The following is a 26,696-nucleotide window of genomic DNA, read 5'->3' as shown; positions in this document are numbered from 1 at the left end:
GAGGGAGTGGCTCTCGTACACGACGAGCGGCGTAGCCGCGAGAGTAGGCGAGGTTCGGAGCGAGCAGCGCGAGCGAGAACCTCGAAATGCGAACGGGGAACGGAGTGACCCGTGAGCAGCGAGGGGCACGACCGAAGGGAGTGGCTCTCGAATCGGAACGGCGACCGCAGGGAGCCGTGGAGAATAGCGAGGGGTATCCCATCTATTGTCGTGGATACGTGGAATTCTATTTGTACTACACTGGACAGTATACACTACCCGACTACGGCTTATCGTTGTTGAGGCGGCTAATACTGTCATCGAGAGATACAGAGAGGGTTCCCCCACTGTTGTAGTATTGAAGCGCAAGCATCGTCCCGACGAATGAGGCAGCAACAAGAAGTCCAAAGCCGGCGAACGCCCAGAGGATAAGATAGCCCAATTGCACCATGCGTGGACATGACACCTCGGTATCAAAGTAGTTCTCCCTAGAAACTCTGCAGTCCGACGGAGCAGTTGTGTCACGCTGTCCGGTGAACAAAGAGATCGCAGTCACGACAACAGTCGTTTTCCAGAGAGTACGTCGACGGGCGCGAAACAGCACGGCCGGAACCGGCGCGCTCAGGGAAGACTCCGCAGCCCGCCAAGCAGGTCCTCCAGATCGATATCGGTGATCGCAAGGGAGAAGTCGTCGATGCGGGCGAGGTCCTGTGCGTGCTCCCAGACCGCCTCGTCGTCAAGCCCATGGAGGATAACCGCGTTCGGCGTCGGTGAGACGACACGGAGCGCGACCAGCGGGGATTCGCCGCGGGTCACGTTCGTGAACACGAGGGCGCGGTTCGTCGACTGCCCGTATAGCTGGTAAAACTCGTCCGAGGAGAGGCGCGTGATGGCGGCGATGGAGTTGATGACGGTGTGGCCCGCGACGGTGTCCTGACTGCCCCGGAACAGTTCTTCGGCGTCGATAGCGTCGTAGACGCGCTCGACGCCGACGTTGGCGGAGTACTCGCGGAGGTCGTGTACCACGTCGCTGTCGAACCCGGCCGAGAGCACGCGGGCGTGCTGGCGGATGTGGTCGCCGCCGCGATTCTCGTCGATATCGAGCAGTGCGACGACGAGTCGCCTGACCACGCCGATACCGGGGTTGTCACGCCGCCCGCTCTCGTAGTCCGAGACCACGGACGGAGAGACGTCGAGTTCGTCGGCGAGTTCGGTCTGTGCAACGTCGAAGTCAGTGCGCCACTTCCGCAGGGTCGCCCCTGGGTCGTCGCTCAGTGCCACCTCACCCGCCATTTTCTCCGCGAGGTCGTCGCGTGCGCCCCCTGCCATTAGTTCACACGCTGGAGGGTCGCGAATAAAAGGGTATCGGAACCACGGGCGATTACCGGCGGGCGGTCAGTTCGACCGCAGCGAGGACGCCGTTCGTGGGAGCGTGAACGACGCGCACGTCGATGCTGTCGCCCGGGTCGACAGTGCCGCCGCCGGCGTTCAACTGAAAGGTGATTGCCCGGCCCGCTGACCACCGCTTGCCGCCATTGGCGATGACACCGCCGACACAGTAGTCGTAGACGATGTTGTCGGGGTCGTCGGTGTTGCTCGCTGACAGCGCCGTTCCGGAAACTGGCAGGTCGACGATGCGGGCGTCGGTGTCAGAGAGTTCGACAGCGATTGCCAGTTCATCGGCCGGGACCGGATCGCCGCCGGCGTGTCGAATCGCTACTGTGTTCCCGCCGCATCCCCCCGACGGGCCAGTCACGAAGTTTCCGGTCGAGCGGGCGACGGTGGGCGTCCGCTGGTCCAGGTCGGCAGTCGCAGTGAGTGCGAACCCACCGACTGTCGCGGCTAAGAGGACGGTGACCGAGAGCACGAGAACGACGCCGATGACGGGACTGACACCGCGACAGCCACGATAGAAGGTCTGTACTGCCACTGGTGTCACGCTCTATGTGCTGCCTTCCGACAAAAACCTCAGCAGTGGACCGACACCGCTCCGCAATCCCTAAACGCCGGTCGCGCCAATCACGACCCAATGGATTGGACGGAGAAGTACCGCCCGACGACACTGTCGGAGGTGCGGGGCAACGATAAGGCCCGCGACGCACTCAAGAAGTGGGCGGACACGTGGGACGACCACCGCGAGGCGGTCATCATCCACGGGTCCCCGGGCATCGGGAAGACCTCGGCCGCCCACGCGCTGGCAAACGACATGGGGTGGCCGACCATCGAACTCAACGCCAGCGACTCCCGAACCAAGGACGTTATCAATCGGGTGGCCGGCGAAGCCGCCAAATCCGGCACGCTGACCGCCGGCGGTGGCGGCCGGCGACTCGTCATCATGGACGAGGCGGACAACATCCACGGCAACGCCGACCGCGGCGGCGCGCGGGCCATCACCGCGCTGGTGAAGGAGGCCAGCCAGCCGATGATCCTCATCGCCAACGAGTACTACGAGATGTCGAACGGCCTGCGGAACAACTGCCAGGACATCGAGTTCCGGGACGTCTCGCCCCGCTCTATCGTCCCCGTCCTCCGTGACCTCTGTCGCCAAGAGGGCGTCGAGTACGAGAGTGAGGCGCTGCAGGAACTCGCCGAGCAGAACAGCGGCGACCTACGGGGCGCGGTCAAGGACCTCCAGGCCATCGCCGAGACGACGGAGCGCCTGACCGCCGACGACGTGGTGACCGGCGAGCGCGACACGACCGAGGGCATCTTCGAGTACCTCGACGTGGTACTCAAGGAAGCCAGCGCGCAGGAGGCTCTGGAGGCCAGTTACGACGTGGACGAGACGCCCGACGACCTCATCAACTGGATCGAGGACAACATGCCCAAGGACTACGAGGGGGCCGAACTGACCCGGGCCTACGAGTTCCTCTCGAACGCCGACCAGTGGCTCGGCCGCGTCCGCGAGACACAGAACTACTCCTTCTGGCGCTACGCGGGCGACAACATGACCGCCGGCGTCGCCGCGGCCCGGGACGGAACGAAGGGCGGCTGGACCCGCTACGGCCCGCCGAGCTACTGGTCGAAACTGGGCCGGTCGAAAGGGACCCGAAACACGCGAGACTACGTCGCCCAGCAGATAGCCGCTATCGACGGCGTCTCGATGCGGACCGCCCGTCGGGAGGTCATGCCGTTCCTCTCGACGATGACCCACCACTGTCGGAACCGCGAGCTAACGGTGGCGATGGCGGCGACCTACGATATGGAGGCCGAGCACGTCTCCTTCGTCACCGGATCGGGCAAGGACACGAACAAGGTGCAAGACATCGTCGCCGACGCCGAGGCGCTCAAGGAGGAAGCCGCCGTCGAACACTCCGGCGGGGTTTTCGAGGGGGCGAGTGCGGACGGCGGTGACGGAGCGGGTGAGGCGGATGGCGACGAAACCGCCGACGCCGACGAGGAGAACGGCGACCAGCAAGTAACGCTTGCGGCCGACGACGAAGGAGGGTCCGATGACACCGGAGCAAGCGATGCGGCTGACAGCGACGATACCGAATCCGCGAGCGAGGCGGCCGAAGACGACGACCAGCAGTCCGGCCTCTCCGACTTTATGTAGTCACCGGCCGGTCGTACCGAGGCCGGGAATCGCGACCCGCCCTTCGACGTACTCCATCAGGAGCGACGCCGAGATGACCAGCGCCAGGTACAGCAGGCCGGCGAGGACGAACAGCTCCGTGTACCGGTAGGTCTCGCTCGCGATAGAGTCGGTTCGCTGGAACAGTTCGCGGACGGTGATGAAACTCGCCAGCGAGGAGTACTTGATGAGGTACACCAGCTCGTTCGACCAGCCCGGAATCGCGTAGCGAAGGCCCTGGGGCAGGACGACGTGCCGGATTCCATCGACCTTCGAGAGGCCGATCGAACGAGCGGCGGTGAGCTGACCCTCCGGGACGGAGTTCAGCGCCGAGCGGATGTACTCAGACTGGTAGGCCGCGCTGTTGAGGGTGAACGCGATGACGGCCACCCAGAACGCCTGGGCGGGGATGAATCCGGTCCCAACGGTAGGCAGTTCACGGATGATCGTCGTCAGCGGCGTCGCGAAGTAGAGGACGAACAGCTGAGCGAGCAACGGCGTCCCGCGGAACAGTTCGGTGTACCCCAGCGCGACCGAGCGGGTGGCGCCCCCACCGTACACCCGGGCGACGCTGAGCGGGACGGCGATGACGAACCCGAGGGCGATACCCAGCAGCGTCAGCAGTATCGTCGCCCACACGCCAGTCGCCAGTTGGGGCAGGTAGGGAATCGACGCCGCCAGGAACTCGAAGAAGCCGGCGACCCAGCCGACGGGGAACCCGACCGGACCGAGACTCGCCGCGAGACCGCCGAGCGTCGACGCGGCCGACTCGAACGGTGCAGTCGGGAAAAACGACGTGTTGCGCTCGATGAGCGCGCCGTCCAGCAGGAAGTCGTTCGTCCAGCGCACGACGAGCCACGTCCAGAAAGCCCCGACAGTCAGCAGCGTCAGCGGCTGGTCGGTCAGTCCGGCGGCACGGGCGCGGATCGTTCGGCCGGTCGTCGTGGACTCCGGCGTCCCCATCGGTCACTCCCCCTCGTGGGTCGTCTCCAGGCGACTGAGGAACTCGCCGGTTCGGGCCGCCTGCGGGTTCTCGAACAGCTGTTCCGGCGGGCCGTGTTCGACGATTTCACCGTCGTCGAGGAAGATGATGTCCGACGCGGCCGACCGCGCGAACCCCATCTCGTGGCTGACGACGAGCATCGTGATGCCCTCGGCAGCGAGGTCGCGCATCACCTCGACCACTTCCCCGACGAGTTCCGGGTCGAGCGCGCTGGTCGGCTCGTCGAACAGCAGGAGCTTCGGGTCCATGGCGAGCGCGCGAGCGATGCCGACCCGCTGTTTCTGGCCGCCTGAGAGTTCGGCGGGGTAGGAGTCGGCCTGGTCAAGCAGCCCGACCTGTTCGAGGTGTTCGTAGCCTTGCTCCTGAGCCGCCGCCTTGTCCATGCCGCGGACCTTCCGGAGGCCGAGCGTGACGTTCCCCAGCGCGGTGAGATGGGCGAAGAGGTTGAAGTCCTGGAACACCATGCCGACCTGTTTCCGGAGTTCGTTCACGTCGGTGTCGGCATCGGTGACGCACTCACCATTGAGGTAGATGGCACCGCCGTTAATCTCGGTGAGGCGGTTCACACAGCGAAGCATCGTCGACTTGCCGCTCCCGCTTGGGCCGATGACCACGTCGACGTCGCCGGCGTCCATCTCGAAGCTGACGCCGGAGAGCACCTGTTCCTCACCGTAGGACTTGTACACGTCGTCGAGTTCCAACAGCGGATCGCTCATGCACGCTCACCTCCGGGGATGCTGAAGTGGTCGTCGACGTAGTCGAGCGAACGGTTCGTCACGAACGTGAGAACGAAGTAGATGAGACTCACAGTCAAGAAGATTTCAAGCGCGGCCGTGCTCTGACCGCCCTGGTAGAGGTTCTGGCCGACGGTCAGCAGTTCGCCGAGGCCGATGACGATGGCGATACTCGTGTCTTTCAGGACGATCGTGAACTCGTTTTGGAAGCCGGGCACGCTCCGGCGCAGCGCCTGCGGGACGACTACGCTACGGATCGCCTGTAGTCGGCCCATGCCGACGGCGCGAGCGGCTTCCAGTTGCCCCTCGTCGACGCTCTGGAGCGCGCCACGGAAGATCTGTGATTGATACGCGGCGCTCCGGAGTCCGAGCGCGATAGTCGCCGTCACGAAGGCGCTGCTCGACACCGAGAGGCCGAAGAACAGCAGGATAATGATGACGAGCAGCGGCGTCCCGCGGAGCACGACGCCGGCTGTCTCGACGGCGCGTTTGAGCGGGCCGCGGCCGTACACCTCGACGGCTCCCGCCGGGAACCCGAGCAGAAAGCCAAGCAAGATGCTCGCCGCTGTCAGGGCGACCGTGACACCCGTACCGACGAGTAGCAGGTCGAGGTTCCCGACAACGAACGCCCAGTCACTCTGCAACGGGAGGGGGGGCATCGGTTACTGCTGACCGAACCACTTGTTCGTCAGGTCCTGATACGTGCTCCCGTCCCTGACAGTGGACAGACCGTCGTTGAGGGCCTGCGTGAACTCGTCGTCGCCCTCGCGGACGCCGAAGCCGAAGTTCTCGCCCGTCTCGTACGTGAAGGCGATGACGACCGGGCGCTGGGCGGCGAAGGTCTGAGCGACCGGCTCGTCAATGACGACCGCGTCGATGTTGCCGTTCTGGAGGTCTTCGACAGCCAGCACGTAGTTGCCGTAGGAGTTGTAGTTCGACTCATCGAGGTTCCCCGGTTCGATGAGCTCCGACTGAACCGTACTCTCGCCGGTAGTACCCTTCTGTGCGCCGATGGGGCGTCCGGAGAGGTCCGACAGCGAGGACGGGGAAAAGTCACCGTCTTCGCGGACGACGATTGCCTGATTGGAACTGTAGTACGGGTCGGTGAAGTCGATGGTCTCGTCACGCTCGTCGTTGATAGTCATCCCTGCGGCGACCACGTCGATGTTCTCGTTCGTCAGCGCCGGAATCAGGGACTTGAACTCGAACTCTTCCCAGCCGGCCAGGGTGTAGTCGGTCTCGTCGACGACCGCTTCCAGCAGGTCGATGTCGAACCCGACGAGTTCGCCGTCCTCCTTCATCTCGAACGGGGGGAAGCCCGGTGCAGTTCCGGCAGTGATTTCGGTAGTGCCGTCATCACCGCCACCGCCGCCGCCGAAACAGCCGGCAAGTGAGACGGTTACTGCGGTTCCACCGACCGTGGAGAGATACTGGCGTCGTGAAAGGCCGTCGTCTGACATAATCCCCACCACACGACAGACCGGAATATATCTTACGTGTTAACCACGGGGGTGGTACTCGTGTTCAATCGTCTGCGCGTGCCGTGTGCTGGGTATCGGCCGATTGTACCGACGGTGACTCCGCCGTGTCGGTGTAGGCCCACGCCGTCGCCGCGACCATCGCGCCGAAGATGAGCTGTGCGGCCCCGTGGTGGAGGACCTGCGCCGTGGCACCGAAGTTGAAGATGGTGTTCGCGCCGAGGAGGACCTGCACCGGGAGCACGACCGTGGCGACGGCAGTTGCGAGCTTGATCCGCCGGCTGTACTCACCGCGCCACGCGGCGATTGTCGAACCGAGGATGCCGAAGCCGGTGATCATCGCGACTAAACGGTGGAACCACTCGACGAAACTCGCCCAGTTTGCGGGGAACAGACCCATCCAGCCGTCACAGAACGGCCAGCGTGCCTCACAGGTCAGCCCGGCGCCGATGGCACCGGTGTACACGCCAAGCAGGATGAGTGCGAACGTCAGCACCGTCGTCGTCGCCACCAGTCGGCGGAAACGGGTGGTCATACCTATATCTTCGGTTGCACGTACTTATGCTCTCTTTTCGTGCCTTGCCAGCGAGCATCATTATCTTTACTGATATTCTCGGAGTCATCTTTATCTACAGGTGTTCTGGAATGTAACATAGCTACCTTATGTTCGAACAGATCCGCACCTACATCTACGGCCAGGGGTCCCGTTCTTCGGACGCTGCGGCCCGACGGGCGGACGGAGGCCTCGTCGCGAGTGACGGGCAGACCCGCTTTCTGGCCGACGCCATCGACCCGGACTCGCCACGCCTCAACGACCGCTTCGACGACTCCGAGAAGGCCGCTATCGGGACCCAACACGTCGAGCGGCAGTTCGAACTCGAACCCGACGAACTCCGAGCGCTGATCGACGAATACGAAACCGCCGGAATCAGCCAGAGTGAGTTTATTGCGGCCCAGGGCTTCGTCACCGAATCGCTCGTCGAAGGCGCGTTCGAGCAGCTTCGGGACGAACTCGGCCCGGATGCACAGGCCGCTATCGACTCCGTCGAGGTGGAGCTCCAAGAAGGGCTGGAAACGACACAGTCAGTCTCCCGGGCCGGTGTCGATGCGTTCACCGACTCTGCGGCGGACAGTGGCTCCGGCACGGGACTCGACTACCACAGCGTGTTGCATCACATCGGGACACCGCTCTTTATTCTGGATACGAACGGCGATATCCTCAGCTGGAACCGTTCGATCGAAAACCTCACCGGCGTCTCCGAGGCCGAAGCAAAGGAGATGGAGATGGCGAGCATGGCGTTCTATCCAGACGGTCGGCGCGGGAAGACCCTCGCCGACAAGGTTCTCGACGCCCCGGAGACCACCCATACGGAGTACGACGTGCCGAAGGTCGAGGACGAGGACTTCACGCTGTACCGCGACACGAGCGTGATGGCCGACCAGCACGGGAACGAACGCCACATCTCCTTTAGCGCCGCCCCGATTTACGACGACGACGGCGAACTCATCGCGGTCGTCGAAATGGTCCAGGACCGGACTGACGAGGCCAACCGCCACGAGGCCGTGACGAGTCTGGTCGATGAGATCAAATCGACCATGGCCGCGCTCAAGAACGGCCGCCTCGACGCCCGGGCGTCGTTCGACCGGACCGACGGCGGCGAGTACGTCGACGACCAGCTGTACGAGGTCGTCGGCTCGCTCAACGACATGGCCGAACAGGTCGAGCAGTTGGCGGACCAGGTGGACGCACAGGCGCAGCAACTTGCGACCACTATCGAGCAGGCGAATTCGTCCGCAGAGGACGTCGAGAGCCGGGTTGCCGAACAGACCGACTCCCTCACCCAGGCGGCCGACAACATCCAGGATATCGGGGCCGGGATGGAGGAGGTCGCCGCGACATCTAGCGAAGTGGCGTCGGCAGCACAGCGCGCGAAGGCGGCCGCAGAAGACGGGTCAGACGCCGGTGAAGCAGTCATGGACGTTACCGACGGGCTCGCCGAGACGAGCGAAGACCTCGTGGACACCGTCACAGACCTCGACGACCAGATGGACGAAGTGAGTGAGATCGTCGAGATAATCGCCGACGTGGCGGAGCAGACGAATATGCTCGCGCTAAACGCCAACATCGAGGCGGCCAGAGCCGGCGAAAGCGGGAGCGGGTTCGCTGTCGTGGCTGACGAGGTGAAGACGCTCGCTAACGAGACGAGCGAGTACGCGTCCGAGATATCGACGAGTATCACCACGATTCAGGACCAGGCGTCCGAGACAGCCGAAATGGTCGAGACGTCCCACGAGCAGGTCGAGCACGCGGAATCCGAGATCGCGGACGCCCTGGATGCGCTGGACGAGATATCCGACGCTGTGGAGGAAGCGACGAGGGGCATCCAGGAAGTCGCCGACGCCAACGACGACCAAGCGAGCGCTATCGAGAACGTGACTTCGATGGTCGAAGACGCACAGAACCACGCTCAGGAGGCCGAAACGGCGACGAAAGAGATTGTCAAAGCGACCGACCGACAGGAAGAGGCGGTCACCGAACTGACCGACCGGGTCGGCGAACTCACCAACACGAACTGAGGTCCGCGGCCGGTCCATCGGGCGGGTCCCCGGCGGCGGGTGTTTTCCAATTGGTGGGACACGACCGGGGCAAAAACCGCTGCAACAAGGCGACATTCGACAACCGTCGTTGTACCGCTCGTCCGTTGACGGTAAACTTGTCTTTTTTACAGTTGGGTTCGACGTCTTGGTATGGGACTTGACGAGGACGCACTGGAGTACCACCGGAGCAAGCCGCCGGGGAAGATAGAGATTGCGACGACGAAGCCGACGAACACACAGCGTGACCTCTCGCTGGCGTACTCGCCCGGCGTGGCCGCACCGTGTGAGGAGATCGACAAAGATCCCGAGAAGGCCTTCGAGTACACCGCGAAGGGGAACCTCGTGGGCGTCGTCTCCGACGGGTCCGCCGTGCTCGGCCTCGGCGACATCGGCCCGGAAGCCGGGAAGCCGGTCATGGAGGGGAAGGGCGTGCTGTTCAAGCGCTTCGCCGACATCAACGTGTTCGACGTGGAGCTGGACACGGACAACGCCGAGGCGATGATACAGACGGTGGAGGCGATGGAGCCGACCTTCGGCGGTATCAACCTCGAAGACATCGCCGCCCCGGAGTGTTTCGAGGTCGAGCGCCGACTCAGCGAGAAACTCGACATCCCGGTGTTCCACGATGACCAACACGGGACCGCGATCATCTCCGGCGCGGCGCTGGTCAACGCGGCCGACATCGCCGACAAGGACCTGGAGGAGCTGGAGGTCGTCTTCTCCGGGGCCGGAGCGTCCGCTATCGCCTCGGCGAAGTTCTACGTCTCCCTGGGCGTCTCGAAGGACAACATAACGATGTGTGACTCCTCGGGCATCATCACCGAGGAACGAGCGACCCACGAGGAACTCAACCGATTCAAACAGGAGTTCGCCCGCGACATCCCCGAGGGCGACCTCGCCGACGCGATGGACGGGGCCGACGTGTTCGTCGGGCTCTCCGTCGGCGGCATCGTCGACCAGGAGATGGTGCGGTCGATGGCCAGCGACCCCATCATCTTCGCGATGGCGAACCCGGATCCGGAGATCGGCTACGAGTCGGCCAAGGCCGCCCGCGACGACACGGTCATCATGGCGACCGGCCGTTCGGACTACCCGAATCAGGTCAACAACGTCCTCGGGTTCCCGTTCATCTTCCGCGGCGCACTCGACGTGCGGGCGACCGAAATCAACGAGGAGATGAAAGTCGCAGCGGCCCGCGCGCTGGCCGACCTCGCAAAGCAGGACGTGCCCGACGAGGTCGTCAAGGCCTACGGCGACCAGCCCCTGCAGTTCGGCCCGGACTACATCATCCCGAAACCGCTGGACCCGCGGGTCCTGTTCGAGGTGACCCCCGCCGTCGCCGAGGCCGCCATCGAGAGTGGCGCAGCACGGACGAATATCGATACGGAGGCCTACGTCGAAGAGCTCGAAGCGCGGCTGGGCAAGTCCCGCGAGATGATGCGCGTCGTGCTCAACAAGGCCAAGAGCGACCCCCAGCGGGTCGTACTCGCCGAGGGTCACGACGAGAAGATGATCCGCGCGGCCTACCAGCTGGTCGAACAGGGAATCGCCGAACCGGTCCTCATCGGTGACGCCGACCGCATCGAGTCCACGCGCCGGAAGTTCGGCCTGGAGTTCGACCCAGTCGTCGTCGACCCCGAGACAGCCGACGTGGCAGACTACGCCGACCGACTGTACGAACTCCGCCGGCGGAAAGGCATCACCCGCCGCGAAGCCGACGAACTCATTCGGGACGGGAACTACCTCGGCAGCGTGATGGTCGAGATGGGCGACGCCGACGCGATGCTGACCGGGCTCACCCACCACTACCCCTCGGCCCTGCGCCCGCCGCTGCAGGTCATCGGCACGGCCGACGACGCCGACTACGCGGCCGGTGTGTACATGCTGACGTTCAAGAACCGCGTCATCTTCTGTGCTGACACCACAGTCAATCAGGACCCCGACACGGACGTACTGGAGGAGGTCACCCGCCACACCGGGGAACTGGCCCGTCGGTTCAACGTCGAACCGCGAGCGGCGATGCTGTCGTACTCGAACTTCGGGAGCGTCGACAACCCCGGGACGAAGAAGATCCGCCGGGCGGTCTCGCGCCTGCAGGACGACGACCGCGTCGACTTCCCGGTCGACGGAGAGATGCAGGCCGACACCGCCGTCGTCGAGGACATCCTGCAAGACACCTACGAGTTCTCCGAACTCGACGACCCCGCGAACGTCCTCGTGTTCCCCAACCTCGAAGCCGGGAACATCGGCTACAAGCTCCTCCAGCGACTGGGCGGCGCTGAGGCCATCGGACCGATGCTCGTGGGCATGGACAAGCCGGTCCACGTCCTCCAGCGCGGCGACGAGGTCAAGGATATCGTGAACCTCGCGGGCGTCGCCGTCGTCGACGCTCAACAGGAGTAATCGACGCGAGCGTAGCGAGCGTTTTTCGCCGCCGAAAGACTCGCTGCCCTCGTCTTTCGAGCCCTCGTTCGCTCCGCTCACGAGAACCACGTTTTTCGAGGAGTGGTGTGCGAGTGCTGCGAGCACACCCGACGCTGAAAAAGGTGGTAGCGACATCGTGAACCTTGCGGGCGTCGCTGTCGTCGACGCACAGCAGGAGTAACGACTAGCGACTGCTTTTTTCGAGCTAGGTCGGAATCATCCGTCAGAACATAGCGTTCAGGCCCGTCGCCGGAACGCGATGTCACGTATCGTCTCGCCGTCGACCGCGTGTCGGTGGGTGGAGGAAGAGTGCATCGACGACCGCCACAGCGCCAACAAGTGAACCGCCAGCGATTGCCGCCTGAAGCGAGAGGTCCAGAACAACCGCAGCGACGAGTGTAAGCACGAACACCGCGGGGATGACGGCGAGAACGAGGTCGTGCCGCGTCGGCGACTGACGCGGCAACTGCTGCTCGACGTACTGTCCGCTGAAACCGTCCGGTCCGTCAGTTCTGGTACTCACCGTTGCTCACCTCCCACTGTATACTATCCCATTTCTAATACATAAAATTTGGTCTGTGTGACGTTCCCCAAACGTACGCTGGAATGGCCCCAACTATCTGCATAACTTATAGAGATTATCTACTGTGAAACGTGACTGACAGAGATCCTCGGAACCACCAGTTACGATGATTTCTGGCTGTGGTCAGATTTCTCCACAGAATCGCGGTCGTATGTGATATTTCAGGGACGACAGCTGCGTGCCGGTCGAGGGGCTGCTACGGCTACGTGCTACTGTCGGCAGCGGTGTGAAAGAATGGGATACTGTGGCCGGCAGGGGTGCCGGTGCGCTCCGTCAGTCAGATGCGCCGCCACGCTCCGCGCGTGACGGCGGCGGGACGCGTTCGTTTACCGTCGGCGCGTCGGGGAGGACACACCGGTCCGGCTCGCCGTTGACGTGCGCATACTGGTCGGGTGCGTTCGCCAGCGGATGGGCGGGGTTTCGGTCGCCGGAGATCCGCGCGGCACGGACCTCGCCGAACCCGTTGATACGTGCCTGAATTCCGCGCCAGTGCAGCCCTGTCGCCGATGGGACCGACACGGAGTGTGGCGGGTCGTAGGCGGAGCCATGGGAGGCCAGTACCTCCGCGTTCACGTTCTCGGCGAGCTGGTCGTGGTCGATGAGCAGGCCGACGCGGGCGTTGGGCGGGGCCCGTCTCGCAAGCACGTCGAGCCCCAGATGGAGCGCCCGGTACTCCGCGACGTTGTTGTCGGGGCAGGTATCTGGGACAGACAGCCTGACGACGCGCTCACCGTCGAGCGTTTCGACGACGACACCCAGCCCGCCTGTCGGGCCGCCTGACTCGCTGTCGGGTGATGTCGTACCGCCGTGGGGTCTGAACGACCCGTCTGTGGCGATGTAGAAGTCTCGATGGTGACTCCGCGGCGGATGCGCGATGTGCGGCGTCGGTGATTCATCGAACAGGTCTCGAAGTGACGGCCGGCCGTAAGCGGCCATAGTTTCTATTGGGTAAGCGGGGTATTAAATATATTCCCTCGACGGGGGTGTCGTCCCGGTACGGCGGTTTGGCGGTCTACTGTCCGGCTCACCGGCCAGTTCAGACCCGTGCTCACATCGAATCTGTTGGCGGGTGAGAAAGAGTTATATCGACGCAGTCCCATGTTACCAATACACATGACTCCGACGAAAATTCGTGAACGACTCGAAGAGGCGGAAGGCCGGGTCGACAAAGAGCAGTTCGTCAGCGCGTTAGAGTACGTCCGGGACGACGGCCGCACCCGTCGCTGACCGTATTTTTATCGTGACTAGCAGGCGCGAGTGACTAGCGATAGTGAGCGGCGAGACTAGCGGATTCGAGTGACTCCTGTCGTCCCTTCCCGTCGAACATCCTCAGTCGTCGGTGAGTTGCCAGCCGTCGCCGACCGATTCGACGACGCCGCGCCGCTCCATCTCGGTCGTGACCTCGCCAAGTCGGTTCGGCTGTGCGATCTCTAGATTCGTGCGGCTGACGCCGTGGTACTCCCGCAGTAACTGGCGAATATCGTCCTCGGTGTGGGTTTCCTGACCACTCTTCGCCATCACGCCCGCGACGAGTTCGACCATGTCTTCCACGAAGTTCCAGGGGTAGACGACCCAGGTCCACTCGTCGAGGCGCTCGCCGACGAACTCCGGCTCGTGGTCGCTGGTCTGGAGCAACTGGAGCGTCGCCGTCCGGACGCTGCTTGGGTTTCGGTCACGGACGCACTCGGCGGCCGTCTCGATAGACTGGCCGGTGTCGGCGATGTCGTCGACGACCAGCACGTCCTTCCCCTCGACTGCGCCGTCGGCCAGCGGGTACTTGATCTGTGCCTCCTCGCCTTTCGCGGCGGTCCCGACGTAGTGTTCGACCTTCAGGCTTGCCAAGTCGTCCAGCCCGAGGAAGTCACAGAGACAGCGCCCGCCGAACCAGCCGCCCCGCGCCAGCGCGACGACCACGTCGGGCTCGAACTCGGCGGCTTTCACGTCGTCGGCCACGTCCCGGCAGAGGCCGTAGATGTACTCCCAGTCGGTGATGGTACACGAGAACTCGTCCGGTAGCTCGCCCATACGAGATGGCGTGTGTGGCCGGACTTAACCGTTGCATATTCCGCGTCATTTACCGAGCCTTGAGTGGCCCGCTACGTGTCGGGGTCTCCCTTCCGGAACTCCCGGAGAAGCACCGTCGCGTAGCTTCCCTTCGGAAGCGAGAACGAGAACGTCAGGTCGGCGTCGTCTCGCTCGACACCGAGGTCCGTTCGGAGCAGGATGGCCCGCCGCGTCCCGTCGCTGTCGAACGCCCCCGGGAGGTCGAAATCGCTCTGTTCGAGGCCGACATCGTCGAGCACCTTACGGGCGATAGCACCCGGCTCACCGCTGCCGAGTTCGGTGTCGGTCCCGACCAGCGGCGCGGTGACAAACGCTCGGCCGCGCTCGCAGTGGCGCTCGACGGTCGAGAGCCGCTTTGCCGTGACCTGTTGGGTCCGGTTGGCGTCCGGAATCGGGAAGTCCTCGGGCGCGTCGCTGTCCCGGAAACAGACCACGTCGCCCTCGACCGGGCGGTCGAAGGGGAGCCCCCGCTCTAACCGCTCCGAGAGGATGCGGTTGAACACGTAGGACTGGGCGGCGTTGACGAACAGCGACTGGAGGTTCGACGGTAGCGACTCCAGCGCCTCGCGGAAATCTTCCGGCTCGTCGGCCCCGTTCTCGACCAGCCGGTGGCAGATAGAGCGTTCGTAGCCCAGCGCACCGGGCAGTTCGTCCAGCGCGCCGGCCCAGTCGTGGGTTTCGTCGACGTACGCTCGCGCCGCCTGCGTCGACTCCGGTTCGCGCTCGTTCGGGTTCCCGACGTAGGCGAGGACCGCGTCCCGCCACTCGCCGCGGGCGATTGCCAGCCCGACCTCGTGGGTGACCGGCCGGCGCGATCCGAACCGCTGCTGGCCGAAGTAGTTGGGTACGCCGACCGTCGTGTCACCGTTCGGCAGTGCGGAATCGCCCGACTGGTCGCCGCCCGACAGTGTGTCGTCACCGCTGGCGAACGCCTGAAGGTCCGCCACGACGCTGGCGGCGTTGTCGGTGTTCTCGGTGTCCCGGACGACGATCTCGAAGGCGTTGCCCGCCAGGTCGCCGAAGAGAATCGGGCGGCCGGCGCGGCCGATGACCTCGATGTCCGTGCCGCCGATTTCCGGCAGGTCCTCGGCCGCGACTCCTTTTACCGAGAACAACTGGGTCGTGACCGCGCGCTTGTCTTTCGTCCCCGCCCACGACACCCGCTCGCGGGAGATGCCCAGCCGGTCGGAGAGCTTGCTGGCGAAGTCGTTAGTCTCCCAGTTACGGAGCTCCGCCCGGAAAACGAGATGCGGATACGCGCCGGTGTCGGCGTCGACCGGTTCGGTGCCGAACGCCTCCAGTTCCCGGACGCGGAAATCCGCGGGGGAGGCGCGGAGGTGGCCGCCCACCCCGTCGGCGTCGCTGACGTAGTACTCCATACCGACCGCTCGCTCGATTGGGTGGGCCGCTTGCATTGTGTGGCTGTTTGCGGGTCGGCGCTTAGGGCTGGCGTTTGCGGACTCGCTATCGACCATATCGCAGCTGGTACCTAGTGTTATCACGGCACACATACTACCTGTGAGTAGGTCGTGGCTATGCGGGCGACCGGAGAGCACCACGATGCCAAAGCTAGCATGTGAGAGTTGCGGACGAGAGATAACGTTCGACAGGGACGGTCAGGAGTCCCGCGCGCCGATGCGGTACTGTCCACGCTGTGGCGACGAGTTCCCGCCGCGCGAGGAGTGGTAGGCCGACGCGGCGATTATCTGTAGGCCTCGAACTCTCGGCCGAAGGCGATGAAGTAGGCCACACCGGCGAGGCCGACCACTGTAGCGACGCCGAAGGCCAGTTCCGGGCCGGCCTGTAGCGCCACGCCACCGACGGAGACGGCCCACTCGCTGCCGTAGAGCCAGCCGCCGAGCGCGGCGCTGGGGATGACCAGCGTGTTCCGAAGCAGGTAGTAGGTCCCGGTGACGCGGCCACCGGCGTCCTGTTCTGCCGGGCCGACGATGAGCGCCTTGTGAGCCGGCAGGCCGGCAAATCGCAGGCCCGAGAACGCGAACAGCAGCACCAGCACCCACTGGTCGTCCGGCGCGAAGATGAGCAGGAGCGGGAAGACGGCGTAGACGAGAAAGCCGAGCGCGACAGCAGGCTTGAGGCCGGCCCACTCGGTGAGCTTTGCGACGGGAGCCATCGAGACGATGGCGACGACCATCTCGACGCCCAGTAGGACGCCGAAGAAGGCGTCGGGCCGAAGCTGGACGCCGAAGCCGGTGAACCCCACCGAGAGAAACTCGGTGACGACGATGACGAAGAAGACGTACACCATCCCGTTGGCGAAGCGGACGAGCGTATCGGCGACCAAGAGCGGCCGGAGCGTCGCCGGCATCGTCCGCAGGTCGGCGAGTATCTGGTCGATGCCCTCGAAGGACTTCCCGAGCGTGTCCTCGCCCGCGTCGTAGAGGACGTGCTGGGCGACAGTGGCGACGAGGCCACAGGCCAGCGCGACCAGCAGCACGCGCTGGAAGCCGTCGACGAAGGTTGCAGTCGTCGCGAGCAGCGCCGCAGCGGCGAGCGGCCCGAGCAGGAACCCGATGCGGCGGAACATCTCCGTGCTGGCAAACCCCATCGCAAGCCGCTGTGGCGGAACGCTCTGCTTGACGATGGCGAAGGTCGCGCCCAGCCCGAAGGATTTCCAGGCCTGTGCGAGAAAGAGCCCGACGAACACGAGCGTCCAGGCCGGCAGCGTTGTCGTGCCGAGCGTGATGTCGCCGACGACTGAGGCGAGATACCAGATGCCGAAGCCAACCGTCGCCAGCGTCGCGAAAGCAGTCAACGCCAGCCGCGAGCCGATGCGGTCAGACACCGCGCCGCCGGGGTAGGGGTACACCGCGCTGATGAGGTTCCCGACGCTCCCGTAGAGGCCGATGACGCCGGCGCTGGCCCCCAGAAGACGCATGTACTCGGGGATGTACCGGCTAGTCATCTGAAACGCGAGGCTAAAGGCCAGCATCGACAGCGACAGGACCAGTACGTCCCGCTCCAGCGCAAAGAATTGGCGGAAGGAGTCGAGCAGGTCCACGTCCTCCTCGGCTCCCGTCTCGGTTGCCATTATCCGAGTGCAGTTTCCCCAACAACTTAACGCTCGAAGAAGGGGCAAGCAGCCGTAGCTGTCCCGCCGGGTCCCTGCTCAGTACGGGAGAACGAACAGGACGACCGCCAGAAACGGCGTGAGCGCGAGCAACATCGCGATAGCGTAGCCGAACATCTCCCGGGCCTTGATCTGGGTGATGGCGAGTAGCGGGAGCGCCCAGAAGGGGTTCAGGAGGTTCGTGTGGGCGTCACCGACGGCGTAGGCCATCGTCGCCTGCCCGACCGGGACGCCGAGGTCCTGGGCGGCTTCGAGAATCGGCGGACCGAGGATGATCCACTCGCCGCCGCCGGAGGGCGCGAAGATGTTGACCGTCGCGCCCGTGAGCCAGGCGATGACCGGGAACGTCTGGGGCGTCGAGACCGAGATGAGCGCGTTGGCCATCAACTGCGCCAGCCCGGAGGTGGCCATCATCCCCTGGATGCCGGCGAAGAAGGGAAACAGCAACACGATGCCCGACGCGGCGGTCGCCGCCTCGCCGAACTTCTCCCGGTAGGTCTGTGGGTCCATGTAGATGAAGATGCCAATCGTCAGGAAGCCGAAGTTGACGATGTTCAGCCCGAGCGCGTCGATGCCGGACTGGACGAACTGTGAGACGACCAGCGCGATGCCGGTCAGGCCGATAATCCCGCCGAGGACGCGGCTGTGGTTGATGCGCTCGGCCGGGACCTGCGGAGACGGCTCGGTGGTCGCTTCCACGCCGCCGTCACTCGCGGATTCGAACAGGTCGTCTTCGGGGATGTAGTGCGTGATGCCCCGCGCCTGGTCACCGGTCGGCGTGATGACGTAGAGGACGACGAGGGCGTAGGCTATCGACAGGCCAGTCAGGATGAGGCCGTAGGGGTGGAAGATGGTCTCGGAGGCGGAGACGACGACGTCGATGACGCCCTGCTGAATGAACTCGTTGCCCTCAGTCGCAAGCAATAGCGGCGCGGACCCGGACAGCCCCCAGTGCCAGGTGAGGCCGAGGCCGAGATAGCCCGCGACACAGAGGACCGGATAGTGGACGTCGATGTCGTTTTCGTGGGCGGTCTTGCCCATCTCTCGGGCGAAGATAGCCCCGAGGATGAGGCTCAGTCCCCAGTGAATCCAGCCGAGCAGCATCGTCAGCAATCCGACGAGGACGACCGCCTGTTTCCCGGTGTTGGGAAGCTCCGTCAGCCGGCGGATACCGGCGTTGACACGCGGATGGTACGCCACGACGAAGCCCGTCATCAGGATGAGGACCATCTGCATCGAGAACGTCAGGAAGGCCCAGAAGCCGTCGTACCAGAACCCGACCATCTCGACGGGGCCGGACCCGGTGAGGCCGACGCCGGCCAGGAACACGACGTAGCTGAGGATGAGCGCGAACAGGAACGGACTGGGCATCCACCGTTCCACCCACGCGGAGAGTCGATAGCCGATACGTTCGAGGGAGGTTTCATTTGTGTTACCAGCCGACATACTGTTGCCACCTCCTCGCGAATATATCATAAAAGTTTGCTACTATTCTGTCAGTTCTCCGCTAGTCACCGCTGTGCAACCACAGTCCTGTGACGCGATTCCGACGACCGGACCGATCCTGACAGATGATTTTATCTCGGGTCCGAAGCAAGCCAGAGTATGTCATACAAAGTCGTCGTCTCTGACACCAAGGTGATGGACGGGGAGACACGGGCGGCGGTACTGAACGCGGTCGATGCGACCGTCGAAACGACAGGGGCGAAAGAGCCGGCGGCTGTCGCACGCGCAGTCGAGGGCGCGGACGCGCTGATCGTCGACGCCGGTACACAGGTCACGGCCGAAGTCATCGACGCCGCGGACTCGCTCAAGGTGGTGGGCCGGGCCGGCATCGGCGTGGACAACATCGACGTACGGGCGGCGGTCGACGCTGGCGTGGCGGTCGTCAACGTCCCGGAGTACTCTGTCGAGGAGGTGTCGACCCACACGTTCGCGCTCGTGTTCGCTTGCCTGCGGAAGATACCCACGTTCGACCGCTCGGTCAAGCGCGGCGAGTGGGAGTGGTCGGTCGGGCAGCCGATCCGTCGCCTCGCCGGCAGCACCGTCGGCCTCGTCGCCTTCGGCAAGCTCGCCAGCCGGTTCGCCGCGAAGCTCCGGGGGTTCGACGTGGACGTCGTCGCCTACGACCCGTACGCGCCCGAGTACCGGATGGGCGACCTCGGCGTCGAGCCGGTCGCGTTCGAGACGCTGCTGGCCGATTCCGATATCGTCTCGTTGCACGCCCCGCTGACCGATGAGACTCGGGGGATGATCGACGCGGACGCGCTCGACCGGATGCGCGACGACGCGCTGCTCGTGAACACGGCCAGGGGCGGGCTCGTCGACGAGACGGCGCTGTACGACGCGCTCACCAGCGGCGACCTCGGCGGGGCCGGACTGGACGTTCGCGAGGCGGAACCGCCCGGTGACTCGCCGCTGCACGACCTCGACAGCGTCGTCTGTAGCCCCCACGTCGCGTGGTACTCCGAGGCGTCCCGGGTCGAACTGACACAGACCGTGGCCGAAGACGTCATCCGGGTCCTGCGGGGCGAGGAACCGGAGAACCCCGTCGACCCCGAGACCGGCTGGTTCTGACGGTCTCGGCGGCCGAGACGGTTATGTGTCGACTGCGCCGAGGAGTTCGACCGCAAGTTCGGCCGCCTCGAGCGCCGACTCGCCAAAGACGTAGGTTATCGGTTCGATGCCGAACGCGCCGCTGTGGTAGATGACACGGGGGACGTCACCGCGTTCGCGGAAGGCCGCTTCGAGCCGTTCGTCCCGGTCCTCGTAGCCAGCGTCGAACTCCAGCGGCTCGATGCCCTGCTCGTGGGCGGCATCGAGGAGCGACTCGGCAGTGCTCAGATTGAGCGCCGCCCGGCGCGAAGGGTCGACGGCCATCGCGGCCAGTATCGTCCGCGCGACGTGTTCCGACGCGCCGAACTCGGGGTTCGACGGGACGTTGACCCGTCCCCGTAGGTCGTGAATTCGGCCGGGAACTGCCGCCACGTCGAGGGTGTCTCCGGCGTCCGGCAGCGCCATGCCGACGTTCATCCCCACGTTCGGGATGGCGTCGACGACGACGGCGCTGTCCGCCAGCAGTCGCGTGGCTCGCCGGACCGACGACAGCACGGCCCGTTCCGCTTCCACGGCGGTATCTGTCCCCCGAACGCAGAGGTCACAGCCCATCCCCTGTAGCGCCGGCATCTCCTCCTCGTGGACCGCACAGATCGGCCCCCTATCCTCGAACTCCCGTACCAGGGCGAGCAGTTCGCCAAGCACCGCGAACTCGTCCATCTCGCCCGCGGCCAGCCCGTCGGCGATCCGCTCGATAGTCTGTTGCATCCGGGCATCCTCTCGAAATCGCTCTTCTACGGTGACCGAGCCGCTGCCGTACTTGCTTACTGCGGCCTGTGTCACTCCGAGCTGGTCGGCGATCTCCTGCTGGGTCCAGCCCTTCTCGTCGAGTTCCGTGGCGAGCATCGCCCGGGCCGTCGGGAGAAATCGCTCGACCACGATTTCGCTCGGCAACTGCAGTGTCATTGCCAGAAGTGAGGGTCGTGGTTCGTTTAGCAGTTTGGACTACGAAAGCTGCCGGTCGACTGCGTCGTTGTGGAAGCAGACAGCCGGAGGGGCCCGCTCGTGCTCGGAGTTCGCCGTGTGCGTCACGGAGCACCTCGTTACAACTTGGTTGTATTAGCAGGATATAATACGTCGGAGGTTGTTGTGTTGGCCACCAATGGCGTTCAGCGACCACCTGCTCGACACCGGCGAAGACATCTGGGACGCACAGAAGGACCACCCGTTCGTCCGCGAACTGGCCGACGGGACGCTCGACGAAGCGGCGTTCGAGCACTGGGTGAAACAGGACTACCGGTACCTGCAGGACTACGCGCGGCTGTTCGCGCTCGCCGGCGCGACGGCAAACGACGAGTCGACGATGACGCACCTTCTCGGGGTCGCCCATCAGGTGCTCGACACCGAGATGGACCTCCACCGGGAGTTCGCGTCGGACTACGGCATCTCGCGTCGTGAGCTGGAGTCTACCGAGAAGACTCCGACCTGTCTGGCGTACACGAACTTCCTCGTTCGGACAGCCTACGAGGGCCACGAGGCGGAGATCGCCGCCGCGCTGTACCCCTGTATGCAGGGGTACCTCGACGTGGCCGAACACATGGCCGACCTGGCCGACGGCGAGCACCAGTACACGCCGTTCATCGAGATGTACACCAGCGACGACTTCCGCGAGGCGACGGGCTGGTGTCGGGCGTACGTCGACCGCTGTGGCGAGCGCTATCCTGGCCAACACGACGCCATGGAAGACGCGTTCCGCACGAGCGCGAAACTCGAACACCGGTTCTGGGAGATGGCCTACACGCAGGAGGGGTGGGAGCTATGACAGGCGAGACGTACTCAGAGTACGCCGAAGAGAACGACGATCCCCGATTTACCGACTGGCTCCGCGAGCAGAGTCAGCCGGACTGGGACGCCGCCGTTGGGAACCGGTTCGTCGAGGAACTCGGGGCCGGCACGCTCGACGAGGACGCGTTCGCCGCGTATCTGGTACAGGACTACGCCTTCGTCGGCGAACTCGTCGGGACGTTCGGCCACGCGGTCGGGCAGGCCCCGGACATGGCCGCCAAACGCCAGTTTGTGGAGTTCCTCGATACCGTGACCGACGAGGAAGACGACTACTTCGAGCGCTCCTTTGCCGCACTCGGCGTCGAAGATTCGCGCTGGCAAGACCCCGAGCAGACGCCGGCGACGAGGGCGTTCATCGACCTGCTCGCTCGTGCCGCCCGAGAGGGGGGCTACGCCGAGACGCTGGCCGTCCTCGTCCCGGCAGAGTGGATATACGAGTCGTGGGCGACGGCGGCCGCGGCGACCCACGGCGACCCGGACAGCGACGGCCTCCCCAGCGCGGGGATGGGACTCCCCTTCTATTTAGCCGAATGGGTGGACCTCCACGCCGTCGACTCCTTCGTCGCGTTCGTCGACTGGCTCCGGGGCGAACTCGACGCCGTCGGGCCGACGCTTTCGCCCCGCCGGGAGGCCCGCGTCGCGTCGCTGTTCGACCGCACGGTCACGCTCGAACGACAGTTCTTCGAGACGGCCTACGGAGAAACCACCGAGACGCCCGGCCACGAGGTGAGTCCGTAGATGGTCTCCTCAGCTATTGTTCTCGGCCTGACCGCGGCGACCGTGCTCGTGTTCACCGGTATCGGCCTCTTCGCCGCCCGCGGTCGCATTGACTCTGTTGAGACCTACATCTCGGCCCGCGACTCAGCCGGCAGCGGGACCCTCGCTGCGACGGTCATCGCGTCGATGATGGGCGTCTGGATTCTGCTGAGCCCCGCCGAGGCCGGGGCCGCCTTCGGTGGGCTGCCCGCCGTGCTGGGCTACGCCATCGGCAGCGCGATTCCGCTCCTCCTCTTTATTCCGGTGGGCGCTCGCATCCGCGAGGTGATGCCCGCGGGGCACTCGCTGACGGAGTTCGCCTACGCCCGCTTCGGGTCCGGGATGTACCTGCTCGTCCTGCTCGTCTCGGTGTTTTACATGTTCATCTTCCTCGCCGCGGAGATGACCGGCATCGCCGGCGCGCTCGCGCTCGTTGCAGATGTCCCCCTCTGGCAGACCTCGGTGCTCATCGGCGGCTTCGTCCTCGTCTACACGACCTACGGCGGCCTGCTGGCGAGCATCGTCACCGATACCGTCCAGACGCTGGTCATCCTCCCGCTCTTGGCGGTGGGCTTTGGCGGCGCGCTGCTCTCACTGGGCGGCACGAGCGAATTCCACGCGACGGTAGTGTCGGCCGATCCGACGCTGCTCGACCCCGGGTTCGGCCCCGGTCTGGAGTTCGGACTGTACGTGGCCTTTGCCCTGCTGGGCGCGAATATGCTGAATCAGGGTGTCTGGCAGCGGGTGTACGCCGCTGACGGCGAGCGCGCCCTCCGCCGCGGACTTGGCATCGCCGCCGTCGTCGTCGTCCCGATGCTCCTGCTCGCCGGCCTGTTCGGCATCGCCGCCGCGGGGTTGGGTCTCACCGAATCCGGCTCCGCCAGTATCGCCTTCTTCCTCGTGGTCGCGGAGGCGTTCCCGACGTGGGTGACCCTCGCCATCGTCGTCCTCGCCGTCTTGCTTGTGATGAGTTCAGCCGACACGATGTTCAACGCTATCGCCAGCGTCGTCACGGCCGACCTTGCCCGGTTGCTCGACGACCCCGACCAGCGGACCCTGTGGCTGGGCGGGCGCGGGCTGACGGTCGCCGTCGCGCTCGCCGCGATGTTCATCGGCGCGCAGGGGTACAGCGTCCTCCAGTTGTTCCTGACAGCTGACCTGCTGGCCGCCGGCGTCTTCGTGCCCTTCCTCGCCGGCCTCTACACCGAGCGGCTCACCGGACCGGGCGCGCTGGTCTCTGGCATCGCAGGATTACTCGTCGGGTTCACGTACTTCCCGTCGCTCCGTGGCCTCATAGCCGCGATACCGGGCGTCGGGAGTATGCTGCCAGCGCCGTCGTTCCTCATTGCCTTCGCCGGCGCGACGCTCGTCTCGGCAGCCCTCACCGTTGTTGCGACGCTGCTGGGCGGGGCCGACGCCGACCTCGAAAGCCTCGGACGGGAGGTCCGCGCGCTCGACGACCCGGTGGCTGACGGGGGGTCCGAGCAATGACGCCGTCAGCCATCCTCCCTCTGGCCGCGCTCGGATCGACGGCGTTCGCGGCGCTGGCCTGGGGATCGATTCTGCTCGTGCTCGCCGTCTTCCTCGCCGTCGGCTGGCTGGTCCTGACCGAGTAGTCCGGCGACCGTGAGAGTCCGGATATACGACGTTTCGTGGTAACAAGACACATACTTATCATGATGGGTGAGGAACGTCGCATATGCAGACCTTCGTGCTCGCAACCAACTCCGAGACAGTCAGCCAGACACTGTGTTCGTACCTCGAAGGCGTCCTCGACCCGGACGACAGCGTGTACGCGGTCAACTCACAGCCGGGCGGAGACAGGACGCCACCGCATGCGGTTGCCGACGGGAAGGCCGCGCTCGAAGTCGTCTCGGATCGTCTGGGCGACGAGGTGTCCGTCGAGACCTACCAGATAATCCGGGGGAACAGCCCGGCTGAGGATATCTTCGACATCGCCGAGGAGGTCGATGCGGACGAACTCGTCATCGGCGTCCGCAAACGGAGCCAGACCGACCGCCTCATCTTCGGCAGCGTCGCCCAAAATATCATGCGACAGTCAGACTACCCGATGCGGGTCGTTCCGCGGGAGTGAGTAGCCACTGGCCGTTGGCAACTAACTGCAAAGAAACCGAAGCCGAGGCAGCCGAGTTATTCGGCCGACTCGTAGTCGTCGAAGGCGTCGATCTCGACGCCCTCGCCGGTGATTTCCGCGAGCACGACACCGTTGCCGGACCCGGTGTCACGCTCGGCCGCGGCGTTGACCGCGCGGATGGCCAGGTCGCGGGCCTCGCCGAGGCTCATCTCGGGGTCGTACTGCCCTTCGATGGTCCCCGTCGCGACCATCGTCCCGGAGCCAGTGACGGTGTAGTCATCTTCGAGCACGCCGCCAGCGGGGTCGACGCTGTAGACGTGGCTGCCCTCTTCGTCGACGCCACCGACGATGGGATTGATGGCGAAGTACGGGCCGCCGCGGGCGAAGTTACCCGCGAGCGTCGCCAGCGCGTGAATCGAGAGCGGTTCGTCGCGGCGGACCTCGTAGAGGTCGGCCTCGGCGCGCAGCGAGCGGATGAACGACTGGGCCCCGCCGACGCTGCCGACCAGCGTCATCGCGGCCGTCGGGTGGATCTGCTCAACCTTCTGGACCTGCTTGTTCGAGACGAAGCGGCCACCGAGGGAGGCGCGGCGGTCCGTCGCGATGACGACGCCGTTCTCCGTCGCGATGCCGACGGTCGTCGTCCCGGTCTTGACGACGTTCTCCTCGTCGCGGCCGCCATCCTCGTTCGGCAGGTTGCCGACCTCGGGTTCGTGGGCGTCGGTCAGTCGGTTCTCGGGGTCGTACATCAGTTCTCACCTCCGAGTTCGAACTCTTCAAGGCGCTCGGCGATGTCCTCTTCCGAGAGCTTCTGGAACTGCTCGGTCTCCACGTCGATAGTGGCGATGTCGACGCCGGTCGCGTCGAGGCCGTCCTCGTTGACCGAGGCCAGCGCCCGGAGCGCGAGTTCGATGCCGGCTTCGAGGTCCATCTCCTCGGCGTACTCGTCTTCGAGGAACGTCTGGATGTCCTCGCGGGAGCCGCCGATGGCGACTGCCTGCCACTCGTAGGGCGTTCCCGAGGGGTCTGTCTCGAACAGCCGGGGTTCGCCGTCCTCGATACCGGCGACGAGTAGCGCCACACCGAACGGGCGTGCGCCGCCGGTCTGGGTGTACTGCTGGATGTAGTCCGTAATCTCCTTCGTCAGCGACTCGACGGAGGCGGGCTCGTCGTAGCGCAGGCGGTTGACCTGGGCCTGGCGACGGGCTACGTCGATGAGCTGGCGCGCGTCGGCCACATGGCCCGCGCTGGCGACGCCGACGTGGGAGTCGATCTCGTGGATCTTCTCGATGCTGTCGCGCTCGATGAGCGGCGACCGGGCGTGGCGGTCCGCAGCGATGACCACGCCGTCTTCGGTGCGGACACCAACGCTCGCGGTTCCGCGCTTGACGGCTTCTCGTGCGTACTCGACCTGATAGAGGCGTCCGTCCGGGGAGAAGATGGTTATCCCGCGGTCGTAGGCCTGTTGTTCGTTTCCTTGCATGATGTATCGTGTTGTTGTTCACCTGAGGTTAGGGTTGCTCTTATATAACCGTATCGCGGGCCGCTGCCCTCAGAACAGCGGCAGGTCGCCGGTGACGCGGTCCACCAGCTCGTCCTCGGCGGGGCCGACGGCGAGGGCCGTGACGGTCCCCGGATCGAGCTGTGTGTGGCCGGCGTCCCGGACGACCGCATGCGGCAGGCCTTCGCGCTCGGCCACGTCCGCGAGTTCGAACAGTTCGGACTCGCTGGTGGCCTTCAGGACGACTTTCTTCTGCCCCGCGCCTTTCCAGGCTTTGCGGGGTTTCGGGCCGGCGTCCTCGTAGGCCGACAGCGAGGCGTGGGCAACCTGGGCGGCGAGCTTGCCCTCGCCCATGCCGATGTCGGCCCGCGCGACGATAGCCTGCTTCATACGATTACATGGCTACCCGTACTTA

The 26,696-nt window shown here is 65.0% G+C and carries 27 protein-coding genes; 10 read left to right on the top strand and 17 right to left on the bottom strand.

The window, feature by feature from the left end:
• Nucleotides 1-600 precede the first annotated feature (600 nt).
• Both VI234_RS01795 and VI234_RS01790 read right to left on the bottom strand, forming a co-directional pair.
• On the bottom strand, nucleotides 601-1,308 hold the full coding sequence (locus VI234_RS01795) for a helix-turn-helix domain-containing protein (RefSeq protein ID WP_008312606.1): 708 nt from the start codon (nucleotides 1,306-1,308) through the stop codon (nucleotides 601-603).
• Nucleotides 1,309-1,360: 52 nt separating this feature from the next.
• The gene (locus tag VI234_RS01790) at nucleotides 1,361-1,909 is read right to left on the bottom strand and encodes a type IV pilin N-terminal domain-containing protein (RefSeq protein ID WP_336329091.1); all 549 of its coding nucleotides are present in this window, start codon (nucleotides 1,907-1,909) and stop codon (nucleotides 1,361-1,363) included.
• Nucleotides 1,910-2,008: 99 nt separating this feature from the next.
• Between VI234_RS01790 and VI234_RS01785 the strand changes: the two genes are divergently transcribed.
• Nucleotides 2,009-3,535, top strand: a complete 1,527-nt coding sequence (locus VI234_RS01785; RefSeq protein ID WP_336329090.1) for a replication factor C large subunit — start codon at nucleotides 2,009-2,011, stop codon at nucleotides 3,533-3,535.
• Here the strand turns inward: VI234_RS01785 and VI234_RS01780 are convergent, their stop codons facing one another.
• From VI234_RS01780 to VI234_RS01760, 5 genes are all read right to left on the bottom strand, one after another.
• Entirely contained in the window at nucleotides 3,536-4,516 is a 981-nt protein-coding gene (locus VI234_RS01780; protein ID WP_336329089.1) for an amino acid ABC transporter permease, read from the bottom strand.
• Nucleotides 4,517-4,519: 3 nt separating this feature from the next.
• Nucleotides 4,520-5,272, bottom strand: coding sequence for an amino acid ABC transporter ATP-binding protein (locus VI234_RS01775; protein ID WP_014040982.1), 753 nt, complete (start codon nucleotides 5,270-5,272; stop codon nucleotides 4,520-4,522).
• Nucleotides 5,269-5,949, bottom strand: coding sequence for an amino acid ABC transporter permease (locus tag VI234_RS01770; protein ID WP_014040983.1), 681 nt, complete (start codon nucleotides 5,947-5,949; stop codon nucleotides 5,269-5,271). The genes VI234_RS01775 and VI234_RS01770 overlap by 4 nt, the downstream gene beginning before the upstream one ends.
• A gap of 3 nt (nucleotides 5,950-5,952) precedes the next feature.
• On the bottom strand, nucleotides 5,953-6,750 hold the full coding sequence (locus tag VI234_RS01765) for a basic amino acid ABC transporter substrate-binding protein (RefSeq protein WP_008312571.1): 798 nt from the start codon (nucleotides 6,748-6,750) through the stop codon (nucleotides 5,953-5,955).
• Nucleotides 6,751-6,814: 64 nt separating this feature from the next.
• Complete coding sequence (locus VI234_RS01760; RefSeq protein ID WP_008312570.1) at nucleotides 6,815-7,303, bottom strand: COX15/CtaA family protein; 489 nt, start codon at nucleotides 7,301-7,303, stop codon at nucleotides 6,815-6,817.
• A 128-nt stretch (nucleotides 7,304-7,431) separates the two neighbouring features.
• On the opposite strand from VI234_RS01760, the gene VI234_RS01755 reads away from it, so the two are divergent.
• Together VI234_RS01755 and VI234_RS01750 are read left to right on the top strand one after the other, a co-directional pair.
• The gene (locus VI234_RS01755) at nucleotides 7,432-9,345 is read left to right on the top strand and encodes a methyl-accepting chemotaxis protein (protein ID WP_008312568.1); all 1,914 of its coding nucleotides are present in this window, start codon (nucleotides 7,432-7,434) and stop codon (nucleotides 9,343-9,345) included.
• A gap of 171 nt (nucleotides 9,346-9,516) precedes the next feature.
• Complete coding sequence (locus VI234_RS01750; RefSeq protein WP_336329088.1) at nucleotides 9,517-11,769, top strand: NADP-dependent malic enzyme; 2,253 nt, start codon at nucleotides 9,517-9,519, stop codon at nucleotides 11,767-11,769.
• 283 nt (nucleotides 11,770-12,052) lie between these two features.
• Here VI234_RS01750 and VI234_RS01745 read toward each other — a convergent pair whose 3' ends face one another.
• The 4 genes from VI234_RS01745 to truD all read right to left on the bottom strand — a co-directional run bounded on the left by VI234_RS01745 (nucleotide 12,053) and on the right by truD (nucleotide 15,852).
• Complete coding sequence (locus VI234_RS01745) at nucleotides 12,053-12,313, bottom strand: hypothetical protein (protein ID WP_008312564.1); 261 nt, start codon at nucleotides 12,311-12,313, stop codon at nucleotides 12,053-12,055.
• Nucleotides 12,314-12,646: 333 nt separating this feature from the next.
• Nucleotides 12,647-13,309 (bottom strand): ribonuclease H, encoded by a 663-nt coding sequence (locus VI234_RS01740; RefSeq protein WP_336329087.1) that lies wholly within the window; start codon nucleotides 13,307-13,309, stop codon nucleotides 12,647-12,649.
• Between the two features lie 393 nt (nucleotides 13,310-13,702).
• Entirely contained in the window at nucleotides 13,703-14,398 is a 696-nt protein-coding gene (locus VI234_RS01735; RefSeq protein WP_008312558.1) for a phosphoribosyltransferase, read from the bottom strand.
• Nucleotides 14,399-14,469: 71 nt separating this feature from the next.
• The gene (gene truD / locus VI234_RS01730) at nucleotides 14,470-15,852 is read right to left on the bottom strand and encodes a tRNA pseudouridine(13) synthase TruD (protein WP_336329086.1); all 1,383 of its coding nucleotides are present in this window, start codon (nucleotides 15,850-15,852) and stop codon (nucleotides 14,470-14,472) included.
• 145 nt (nucleotides 15,853-15,997) lie between these two features.
• Between truD and VI234_RS01725 the strand changes: the two genes are divergently transcribed.
• On the top strand, nucleotides 15,998-16,126 hold the full coding sequence (locus tag VI234_RS01725; protein ID WP_255518322.1) for a hypothetical protein: 129 nt from the start codon (nucleotides 15,998-16,000) through the stop codon (nucleotides 16,124-16,126).
• Between the two features lie 13 nt (nucleotides 16,127-16,139).
• On the opposite strand, the gene VI234_RS01720 is transcribed toward VI234_RS01725, so the two are convergent.
• Together VI234_RS01720 and VI234_RS01715 are read right to left on the bottom strand one after the other, a co-directional pair.
• Nucleotides 16,140-17,489, bottom strand: coding sequence for an MFS transporter (locus tag VI234_RS01720; RefSeq protein ID WP_336329085.1), 1,350 nt, complete (start codon nucleotides 17,487-17,489; stop codon nucleotides 16,140-16,142).
• A gap of 78 nt (nucleotides 17,490-17,567) precedes the next feature.
• Nucleotides 17,568-18,974, bottom strand: coding sequence for a short-chain fatty acid transporter (locus tag VI234_RS01715; RefSeq protein ID WP_336329084.1), 1,407 nt, complete (start codon nucleotides 18,972-18,974; stop codon nucleotides 17,568-17,570).
• A 159-nt stretch (nucleotides 18,975-19,133) separates the two neighbouring features.
• Between VI234_RS01715 and VI234_RS01710 the strand changes: the two genes are divergently transcribed.
• Nucleotides 19,134-20,105 carry a C-terminal binding protein gene (locus VI234_RS01710; protein WP_336329083.1) on the top strand — a complete coding sequence of 324 codons (972 nt, stop codon included), beginning with the start codon at nucleotides 19,134-19,136 and terminating at the stop codon, nucleotides 20,103-20,105.
• Nucleotides 20,106-20,126: 21 nt separating this feature from the next.
• Here VI234_RS01710 and VI234_RS01705 read toward each other — a convergent pair whose 3' ends face one another.
• Nucleotides 20,127-21,050, bottom strand: a complete 924-nt coding sequence (locus tag VI234_RS01705) for a thiamine-phosphate synthase family protein (protein ID WP_008312547.1) — start codon at nucleotides 21,048-21,050, stop codon at nucleotides 20,127-20,129.
• A 196-nt stretch (nucleotides 21,051-21,246) separates the two neighbouring features.
• Between VI234_RS01705 and tenA the strand changes: the two genes are divergently transcribed.
• The 5 genes from tenA (at nucleotide 21,247) to VI234_RS01680 (ending at nucleotide 24,780) form a co-directional block, all read left to right on the top strand.
• Nucleotides 21,247-21,906 carry a thiaminase II gene (gene tenA, locus VI234_RS01700; protein ID WP_336329082.1) on the top strand — a complete coding sequence of 220 codons (660 nt, stop codon included), beginning with the start codon at nucleotides 21,247-21,249 and terminating at the stop codon, nucleotides 21,904-21,906.
• Complete coding sequence (locus VI234_RS01695; protein WP_336329081.1) at nucleotides 21,903-22,667, top strand: TenA family protein; 765 nt, start codon at nucleotides 21,903-21,905, stop codon at nucleotides 22,665-22,667. The genes tenA and VI234_RS01695 overlap by 4 nt, the downstream gene beginning before the upstream one ends.
• Nucleotides 22,668-24,176 (top strand): sodium:solute symporter family protein, encoded by a 1,509-nt coding sequence (locus VI234_RS01690; RefSeq protein ID WP_336329080.1) that lies wholly within the window; start codon nucleotides 22,668-22,670, stop codon nucleotides 24,174-24,176.
• Nucleotides 24,173-24,301 (top strand): hypothetical protein, encoded by a 129-nt coding sequence (locus VI234_RS01685; protein ID WP_008312542.1) that lies wholly within the window; start codon nucleotides 24,173-24,175, stop codon nucleotides 24,299-24,301. The genes VI234_RS01690 and VI234_RS01685 overlap by 4 nt, the downstream gene beginning before the upstream one ends.
• Before the next feature lie 83 nt (nucleotides 24,302-24,384).
• A complete protein-coding gene (locus tag VI234_RS01680) occupies nucleotides 24,385-24,780 on the top strand; it encodes a universal stress protein (protein WP_008312541.1) in 396 nt (131 codons plus the stop codon).
• A gap of 56 nt (nucleotides 24,781-24,836) precedes the next feature.
• On the opposite strand, the gene psmB is transcribed toward VI234_RS01680, so the two are convergent.
• The 3 genes from psmB to pth2 form a co-directional block, all read right to left on the bottom strand.
• Nucleotides 24,837-25,529, bottom strand: a complete 693-nt coding sequence (gene psmB, locus VI234_RS01675; RefSeq protein ID WP_336329079.1) for an archaeal proteasome endopeptidase complex subunit beta — start codon at nucleotides 25,527-25,529, stop codon at nucleotides 24,837-24,839.
• Nucleotides 25,529-26,263 carry an archaeal proteasome endopeptidase complex subunit alpha gene (gene psmA, locus VI234_RS01670; RefSeq protein WP_008312539.1) on the bottom strand — a complete coding sequence of 245 codons (735 nt, stop codon included), beginning with the start codon at nucleotides 26,261-26,263 and terminating at the stop codon, nucleotides 25,529-25,531. The genes psmB and psmA overlap by 1 nt, the downstream gene beginning before the upstream one ends.
• Before the next feature lie 69 nt (nucleotides 26,264-26,332).
• A complete protein-coding gene (pth2, locus tag VI234_RS01665) occupies nucleotides 26,333-26,671 on the bottom strand; it encodes a peptidyl-tRNA hydrolase Pth2 (RefSeq protein WP_004591375.1) in 339 nt (112 codons plus the stop codon).
• Between the last annotated feature and the right edge of the window lie 25 nt (nucleotides 26,672-26,696).

Origin of the sequence: Haloarcula sp. CGMCC 1.2071 (genome assembly GCF_037078445.1) — an archaeon.
GTDB lineage: Archaea > Halobacteriota > Halobacteria > Halobacteriales > Haloarculaceae > Haloarcula > Haloarcula amylolytica.
This window is presented reverse-complemented; position numbering and strand designations above follow the sequence as displayed.